We start from the raw sequence: 8,158 nt of genomic DNA on the forward strand, positions 1-8,158 counted from the left end.
CCAAGTTGGTCTCGCCTGGGGCTTGGGCTTGGCGGACGTTTCTAGTCGGATGTGGAGGGTTCTGTTATGTGCGTTTTTCGTTCCTGCTGGCGCGCCTCGGCATGCTGACCTCGCCAGGCCTCGGCCCTTAGTTGTTGACCATTGGGCAGCCGCCCAGCTCGATCGGACGGAACGCTTCCGCCGCCGGAATTGTTTCGACCAACTTATAGAAGTCCCAAGGCGCTTTAGATTCGGCCGGCGTCTTCACCTGGAAAAGGTACATGTTATGGACGTGGCGGCCGTCTCGGCGCACCTTTCCTTCGCCAAACAATGGATCCTTCGACGGCAACTCCTTCATCTTTGCGACGACGGTCTGCGCGTCCGAAGAATCCGCAGCTGCGGCTGCTCGCAGATAATGCAGGGTACCGGCATAGACGCCGGCCTGGATCGCCGTCGGCCGCTTGCCCTTCATCTGCGCGGCAAAGCGATCAGCAAATTTCCGGGTGCCGTCATTGGCGTCCCAATAAAAGCCTTCGGTGAGATACAGGCCTTTTGCGATCGAGAGACCGATGGCATTGACGTCGGTCACTTGCATCAGCAGAGCCGCCAACTCCTGTCCGCCGGCCTGCAGGCCGAACTCGGAGGCCTGCTTGACCGAATTGACGGTATCGCCGGCGGCGTTCGCGAGGGCGACGATCTTCGCCTTGCTGGCCTGCGCCTGCAGCAGGAACGACGAGAAGTCGGATGCGTCGGTCGGATGGCGGACGGAGCCCAGAATCCTGCCGCCTTGGCTCTTCACCACCTCGGATGCGTCGCTTTCGAGCGCATGACCGAAGGCGTAGTCGGCCGTGACGAAGAACCAGGTATCCTTCTTGGCGCGTAGCAGAGCCAGCGCCGTGCCGTGCGCCAAGGCCCAGGTGTCGTAGGTCCAATGCACGGTATTAGGCGAACATTTCCCGCCGGTGAGAAGTGACGTGCCGGGGCCCGAGGCGATGAACGCCGTTTTGGTGCCGCGGACCACTTCTTGCACTGCCAGCGCAACGGAGGAGAACGGCACGTCGAGGATGGCATCCACCTTATCGACATCAATCCAGCGGCGCGCCAGCGATGCGCCGATGTCCGCCTTGTTCTGATGGTCGGCCTGCATCAGTTCGATCTTCAGGTCAGGCTTCTCGGCCTTGAAGTCCTCGATCGCGAGTTTTGCCGCGACGACCGAACCGGGCCCGGCAGAGTCGGCGGCCAGGCCACTGAGATCGGTCAGCACGCCGAGCTTTAGCGTGTTGTTGGCGATCTCGGCCGTCGCCGGACCCGACAGCAGCGCCAATATCGCGACACCGGCGAGCAGCCCGCGGCTTGATTTGAACATGAAGTCCTCCCTGTTGCTTTTTGCTTTCTATCCATACTTGACGGCGGTCAGGTCCGGATTTTCGCGAGTTCTGCCTGCGCCACGTCGATGCGGACCGTGCCGCTCTCGACCAGCGCGCGCGCAACCATGTCGATCTCGTTGCCGATCGCGCCGGCCATGATTGCTACGTTCTGAGCGTGAAGCGCCATGTGTCCGGATTGCACCCCAACGGTCGCCAGCGCCTTCAGGGCGGAGAAGTTCTGGGCGAGACCGACGGCGGCGATGATTCGCGCCAGCCTCTCGGCTGTCGTGACGCCGAGGATCTTCAGGCAGGCCTGTGCGGTTGGGTGGATCTTGGTCGCGCCGCCAATCAGCCCGACCGCCAGCGGCAATTCAATTGAGCCGCTGAGATCGCCATCCTTGTTGATTTCGTAGCGGGTCAGACTGGTGTAACGCCCGCTCCGCGCAGCGAAGGCATGAGCGCCGGCCTCGACCGCGCGGGTATCGTTGCCGGTCGCCAGCACGACGGCGCTGATGCCATTCATGATGCCCTTGTTGTGGGTGGCGGCGCGGTACGGATCGGCCTCGGCGAAATGGTAGGCGCTGAGCATGCCGTCGCGAACCGAGGCGCCGCCGATCTGCTCGAGCTTCCAGACCGCATGCGCGCGGGCCAGCCGCCGATCCGCCAGATTCGACAGGATTCGCAGGAACACGCGACCGCCGCTCCAGGCCGCGATCTGCGGTGCAATCTTTTCCGCCATCGTGTTGACGGCGTTGGCGCCCATTGCGTCGCGCGTGTCGACGATCAGATGCGTGATCACCATGGTGCCGCCGAGCGTATCGAGAACGCGAATCTCGACGTCGCGACAGCCGCCGCCAAGCTTGACCAGCAGTGGATCGCAGCTATCGCAGATGGCCTTGATCTCGTCCCGCTTTTCGAGAAGACGCAGACGGGCCGCGTGCGGATCGGGCACATCGACGGCCTGCACTTGCGCGATCATCAGCGTACCCGAGACCGAGGTCGTAAAGCCGGACTCGTAGGTCTGGCGACCGGCATTGCAGACCGCGGCGACCACGGAGGATTCCTCGGTCGCCATTGGGACGAGGACATCCTCGCCATCGATCTTCATGTTGGTGGCAATGCCGATCGGCACGTTCATCGTGGCGATGACGTTCTCGATCATCCTGTCGGCGAGTTCAGGCGAAAGATTGCCCGTGTTCGCAAGATGCGCCACGGTAGCCGGATCGAGCTCCGCAAAGGAAGCGACCTGGTTGAGCCGTGCATGCGGGGATTTGAGGTGGAATCCACTGATACGCGATGTGCGATTTGCGCCGTGCCGAACCGTCATGTCGCCTCCCGTCGAGCCTTTCGGCGGAAACTGTACCCAGACAGCGGTGCCGACAAGGAACGGTTTGCATAATCTGGACGTGACCCGTACCATCCGTTCGATGGGTACAGTTGGGCCAAAATCGCAATCGAACGGCGCGCGATCGCGCGTCGAAACCATTGTCGCGGCCATCGTGGCGCGGCTCGACCGCAACCATTTGCGTCCCGGCGAGCGTCTGCCGTCGATCCGCACCGCGTCCGAGACATTCGCGGCCTCAAAGAACACCATCGTCGAGGCCTATGAGCGGCTGGTGGCGACCGGCCGCGTCGAGAGCCGGCCTGGCTCCGGCTTCTATGTCTCATTGCATCGCCCAAATACAGCCGAGCAGCCGGACGCGGCGAAGATCGAAACGTTCGATCACGTTTGGTTGCTGCGCGAGCAGCTCGAGAAACGCTATGAGGTGCGCGTCGGCGACGGACGGCCGCCCGCAGCCTGGATGGAGGGCTCCGAGGTCGGGCGCTATCTGCGACCGGTCAGCCAGCCGGGCAAGCGTATCTTGCCGGAGAGCTATGGCAGCCCCTACGGGCTGCTGCCATTGCGCGAGCGCATTGCCGGCATGCTGGCCGAGCGCTCGATCAACGCCGAGCCTTCGCAAGTTCTGCTGACGCAGGGCGCCAACGACGCCCTCGACATCATTGTCCGCCATTTCATCGCTCCGGGCGATCCGGTCCTGGTCGACAGTCCCGGCTATTATCCGCTGTTCGGGAAGTTGCGGCTGGCGCGCGCAGAGCTTGTCGGCGTGCGGCGCAACGCCGACGGTCCGGATCCAGACGATCTCGCCGCCCAGGCAGCGCGCACCGGCGCGCGAGTCTTCTTTACCCAGTCGCTGGCCCACAATCCGACTGGCTGTTCGGTCACACTGCCGATCGCCCATCGTGTGATGCGGATCGCTGCCGAGCACAACATCCGCGTGGTCGATAGCGATCCCTTTGCGGATGTGATGCCGCCGGGCAGTACGCGCCTTGCCGCGCTCGACCAGCTCGAGCGCGTGATCTATGTCGGCACGTTCGCGAAGACGTTGTCGGCAAGCCTACGATCAGGCTTCGTCGCTGCCAATGCTGACACGATCGGCGCATTGGTCGACCTGAAGATGATCACGAGGGGCAATTCCTCGGGCTATGTCGAGCAGATCATCTACGATTTGATCACCAGCGGGCGTTATCGCGGCCATCTCAAGCGGCTGATCCGACGCATCGAGACCGCCGCCGGCGAGGCGTTCGACACTCTGGCGCAACTCGGCCTGCCAGTCTTCGGCCGGCCGCTGGGCGGCTTCTACATGTGGTGTAGCTTGCCGGGCGACACGGACGACAAGGATTTGTCGCGCCGCGCCGCCGAGCAAAGCATCCTGCTGGCGCCCGGATCGACCTTCATCCCCGATTCGCGGCCGTGGCCTGGCATGCGTGTCAACATCGCCTATGTCGGCGACCCGCGCTTCGCCGATTTTATTTCAAAGATGAATTCTCAATAGGAGAGTTAAAGTGCAGCAGATACTGCACCAAGATGACATCCGCTTCGGAAATACGGTGACAGTCCAGGACTGTCACCGTAATTTCTCGCCAGGCCCTGCGCTGGACGATCTCCGTTTGCCAGACCGTTGAGGTGCCGCAGCGGCTGGCACCGATGGCCACGCCAGCATTGCAAGTTCGACAACTCGGCGAAGCTCTCCCGACGTGGCGCCGGCCTGCGGCAAGTTCATCATGGCCTGCAGCACGCCGAGGAAGTGCCATGACAGACCGTCGATGTCGGACGCGGGGGCCAATTCTCCGCTGGCGACCGCATCGTGCAAGATCTTGCTGATGATGGCGCGCTGGCCTGAGACACCCTCCCGCGCGACCGCCTGGCTCGCGGGTGGCAGACCGGCCATTTCCATGCAGGATCGAGCGAGCATGCAGCCGGGGGGGCGCGCCGTCTTGCCGTCTCGCGGCAAGAACTCGTAAAAGAGAGATTCAAGCTGCTCGCGCTTCGTACCGGCTTGAACCGCATTCATCCGCTTCAGGACACGTTGGGCGTAAGTCGAAAGAACCTCCTGGAACAAACCGTCCTTGTCCCGAAACCGTTTGTACATGCTGGAGCGTGACAGACCCATCGCCGTCGTGAGTTGATCGATCGACGATGCTGCGTAGCCGTGGCGCCAGAAGATCTCCATCGCGGAATTGATCACGGTGTCGTCATCGAATTGGGGCTTTCCGCTCATTGAATTCCCGCTTGACTCCTTGGAACAATCGTTCCAACTATCTTGAACTGATCGTTCCAAGATACTCGGAGATCCTCAATGTTCAAGTCCTCACGGCCCGACAGCCGCCCCCGGATCGCCGTCGCCGGCGCAACAGGCCGCGTTGGATCCGCGCTCCTCGCGAGCCTAGTATCTGAACCTTTCGATTTGGTGGCGTTGACCCGAAATCCGAGCGCCCAACGCGTCCCCTCCGGTGTTTCTCTCGCGAGGGTAGACTTCGATGTGCGGTCCAGTCTCGAGGACGCCTTGCGCGGTGCCGATCGGCTTTTTTTGGCCCATGGCACGTCGCCTCGTCAGGTTGCCAACGAGATTGCACTGATCGACGCGGCTGTCGCCGCAGGCGTCGGCCAGCTCGTGAAATTGTCGGCGATGGGGCCGCCCTCACGGTTGCACCCGATGGACTGGCACATGCAAATCGAGGCGCATCTTGCGACCTTCGACATCGGCTACACGGTTTTGCGGCCATCGACCTTCGTCGACATCCTGGCGCGGGCCGGCACTCAAGTTGCCGATGGCTCCTGGGGTGGCGCGGCGGGCGACGGAGTGGTGAACCTGATCGACACCCGCGATGTCGCCGATGCCGCGCGCGTTGCTCTTCTGGACGACGCGCACCCGACTGCTCAGCGCACCTATCACTTGACCGGGCCACGCGCGGTGAGCATGGCTGAGATCGCCGAAGAAATCTCGAAACTCCTTGGTCGGACGGTCACATATCAGCAGCGAAGCGCCGCGGAGCAACGCGACAAACTGCTCGCCTCGGGGCTGAATGAATTTGTGGCGGACTTGCTGGTCGGACTTGATCGTCTTTTCCACGATTCGGCGCTCGCTGAAACGACGTCAACGGTTGAAAACTTGACGGGCCACGCACCGCGGTCTGTCGCGGGCTGGCTGAGCGAAAACATCTCGAAGTTTCAGAAGTAGATCAAAGAGAAGGCGCCAGTTTGGGGGAGGGCCCCATATGATGTTGCAAGATCTATGACACGAGTGGTGCTCCATGACTAGCAAACTCGATGTCTTCATTCCGGCGGAGGGCGGCATTTCCCTTCACGGTTGGCCGTTCGCGCCCGATAGGAAGGGGCCTCATCCGGCAATGAACGATGGCCCACGGCTTCGGCGGCTCTATCCACCACGGGCTGGAGCCGTTCGCCGTCGTTTTCGCAGAGGTGGGCTTTTTGTCATCCTGCTGCATGATCATCGCGGCTTCGGCCGCAGTGGCGGAGACCCCAGCGTTCGAGCAGAATCTCAGAAACTTCATGCCGCACCGGATGGCCTTCGACATGCGCCTGATGAGTGAGCGCTTTCTGAGCGATGGAATAATTCCCGAGGAGGGCGACGTCGAGCGTTTAGCGACCCTGCTTAGCCGCCCGCTGCGCTCCTATCGCGACTTTGCGGCCGAAATTGCGGCCTCGGCCTGATCAGGTCTATCAATTGCGCGCTGAACGGTCGCCATGATCAACAAAAGAAGCTGGTTGATCAAGTAGGAAAAAGATGTATCTTAGTAGGAGCGGAAATGAGCCTGGGACCGACCTGATTGCAACCGGCGGCGCCATTATTGAAAATTATGAAGCAGACCCGCGTCGCTCGGGCGCTGCGCATTCGGGGAGGAGACGGAATGATGTCTGTGAGCGAAGCCGTGCGGGCGAGGAGATCGACGAGGGCGTTCATTGATAAGCCAGTGAGCGCAGATCTATTGCGAAGCATATTGGAAACTGCGGCTAGGTCCCCGTCAGGGGGCAATCTGCAGCCATGGAACGTTTACGTGATGGCCGGTCACGATCTGGCTGAACTGAAGAGGAAAACTCGCGAAAGCCTCAAAGGAGAAAGAGAGGGTGGGGAGTTCAAGGTGTATCCGGACCAGTTGCCGGACACGTTCAATGCCCGGCGCAAGAAAAATGGCGAAGATCTTTACGCGTCGATAGAGGTGCCGCGCGAAGACAAGGCAGGACGTCTGCAGCAGTTCGCACGGAATTACGAGTTTTTCGGTGCTCCCGTAGGGCTGATTTTTGCGATCGATCGTTGTTTTGACAAGCCGCAGTGGGTGCACCTCGGAATGTTCATTCAGACCGTGATGCTGCTTGCGGAAGAAGCTGGCCTCGGTACGTGCGCGCAGGAGGCATGGTCCGCTTGGCCGAAAACCGTATCTGCGCATTTGGGATTGCCTTCAAACCTCGTCGTCTATTGCGGAATGTCCCTGGGCTATGCGGATCTGGCTCACCCCATCAACAAGTTCATGACCGATCGCGTGCCGCTGGAAGAACTCGCAACTTTTCGCGGATTTTGATCGCCGGGGCATCTGGCCAGTGACGCGATTCGACGGGAAAGGGTTCATCCCGATCGGATAACCGGGCGAGGGAGATCCCGTCTGCGGGCTGGATTGTCGACGTCCATACTTCGTTGGTTCGGCGGTCTCCCAGCTCAGCCACGAGCTCGCCCGCTGATAAGGGCCCGACCGCGCATAAAGATACTGTCTGCTATCGAATGAGGTTAGCCACTTTGCGCGCATCCGCAACCGTGAATATCCTGCTCGCGGTTCGCGACGTCAGCGTCGTGTTCGGCGGCATCGTCGCGCTCAACGGCGTGTCCTTTGACATGCACAAGGGCCAGATCCTCGGCTTGATCGGCCCTAACGGCGCCGGCAAGACCACGCTCTTCAACTGCCTGTCGCGACTCTACCAGCCGTCGGCCGGCGATATCCTGATGGATGGCGTAAGCATCCTGTCGCGGCCGCCGCACCGGATCGCCGAGATCGGCATCGGCCGCACCTTCCAGAACGTGGCGCTGTTTCCGAACCTGTCGGTGATGGACAACGTCCGCGTCGGCGCCCATTCGAAGACCTCCAGCGACATCATCAGCGACTCCTTGAAACTCGCCTGGGTTCGGCGCAGTGAGGCCGACGTCAACAAGAAGGTGCACGAGATCCTCGCCTATCTCGACCTCGAGGACGTCGCCCACACCGTTGTCTCGGGCCTGCCCTTCGGCACGCAGAAGCGCGTCGAGCTGGCACGCGCGCTCGCTGCAGATCCGAAGATCCTGCTGCTCGACGAGCCCGCCGGCGGCCTCAACCACGAGGAAGTCCACGTTCTCGGCGATCTCATTCGCCGCATCCGCGACGACCGCCACATGACCGTGCTGCTGGTGGAGCACCACATGGGCCTCGTGATGTCGATCGCCGACCACGTCGTCGCGCTGAATTTCGGCAAGAAGCTCGCGGAA

The 8,158-nt window shown here is 61.7% G+C and carries 7 protein-coding genes and 1 pseudogene; 5 read left to right on the top strand and 3 right to left on the bottom strand.

What is annotated here, in order from left to right; all coding sequences use genetic code 11:
- Positions 1-127 precede the first annotated feature (127 nt).
- Positions 128-1,345 (bottom strand): ABC transporter substrate-binding protein, encoded by a 1,218-nt coding sequence (locus tag IVB27_RS40985; protein ID WP_247448205.1) that lies wholly within the window; start codon positions 1,343-1,345, stop codon positions 128-130.
- A gap of 47 nt (positions 1,346-1,392) precedes the next feature.
- Positions 1,393-2,673: a hydroxymethylglutaryl-CoA reductase, degradative gene (locus tag IVB27_RS40990; protein WP_247448206.1), complete on the bottom strand. Its 1,281-nt coding sequence runs from the start codon at positions 2,671-2,673 to the stop codon at positions 1,393-1,395.
- Between the two features lie 79 nt (positions 2,674-2,752).
- Here IVB27_RS40990 and IVB27_RS40995 point away from each other — a divergent pair, with 79 nt between their 5' ends.
- Complete coding sequence (locus tag IVB27_RS40995; RefSeq protein WP_247448208.1) at positions 2,753-4,180, top strand: aminotransferase-like domain-containing protein; 1,428 nt, start codon at positions 2,753-2,755, stop codon at positions 4,178-4,180.
- A gap of 72 nt (positions 4,181-4,252) precedes the next feature.
- Here IVB27_RS40995 and IVB27_RS41000 read toward each other — a convergent pair whose 3' ends face one another.
- Positions 4,253-4,873, bottom strand: coding sequence for a TetR/AcrR family transcriptional regulator (locus IVB27_RS41000; RefSeq protein WP_247448209.1), 621 nt, complete (start codon positions 4,871-4,873; stop codon positions 4,253-4,255).
- A 111-nt stretch (positions 4,874-4,984) separates the two neighbouring features.
- Here IVB27_RS41000 and IVB27_RS41005 point away from each other — a divergent pair, with 111 nt between their 5' ends.
- The 4 genes and pseudogenes from IVB27_RS41005 to IVB27_RS41020 form a co-directional block, all read left to right on the top strand.
- The gene (locus tag IVB27_RS41005) at positions 4,985-5,866 is read left to right on the top strand and encodes an SDR family oxidoreductase (protein WP_247448210.1); all 882 of its coding nucleotides are present in this window, start codon (positions 4,985-4,987) and stop codon (positions 5,864-5,866) included.
- Positions 5,867-6,162: 296 nt separating this feature from the next.
- Positions 6,163-6,360: pseudogene (locus IVB27_RS41010) on the top strand (NmrA/HSCARG family protein); the annotation flags it as partial.
- Between the two features lie 200 nt (positions 6,361-6,560).
- The gene (locus IVB27_RS41015; RefSeq protein WP_247448214.1) at positions 6,561-7,226 is read left to right on the top strand and encodes a nitroreductase; all 666 of its coding nucleotides are present in this window, start codon (positions 6,561-6,563) and stop codon (positions 7,224-7,226) included.
- Between the two features lie 212 nt (positions 7,227-7,438).
- The coding region (locus tag IVB27_RS41020; RefSeq protein ID WP_524536565.1) for an ABC transporter ATP-binding protein at positions 7,439-8,158 on the top strand (720 nt) is incomplete at its 3' end.

The sequence above is a fragment of the Bradyrhizobium sp. 197 genome (genome assembly GCF_023073375.1).
Taxonomy (GTDB): Bacteria; Pseudomonadota; Alphaproteobacteria; order Rhizobiales; family Xanthobacteraceae; genus Bradyrhizobium.

What these genes read in the sequence shown, in the direction of transcription:
- IVB27_RS40990 (WP_247448206.1), bottom strand. Translation starts at nt 2,673, where the DNA reads ATGACGGTTCGGCACGGCGCAAATCGCACATCGCGTATCAGTGGATTC.
- IVB27_RS40985 (WP_247448205.1), bottom strand. Translation starts at nt 1,345, where the DNA reads ATGTTCAAATCAAGCCGCGGGCTGCTCGCCGGTGTCGCGATATTGGCG.
- IVB27_RS41005 (WP_247448210.1), top strand. Translation starts at nt 4,985, where the DNA reads ATGTTCAAGTCCTCACGGCCCGACAGCCGCCCCCGGATCGCCGTCGCC.
- IVB27_RS41015 (WP_247448214.1), top strand. Translation starts at nt 6,561, where the DNA reads ATGTCTGTGAGCGAAGCCGTGCGGGCGAGGAGATCGACGAGGGCGTTC.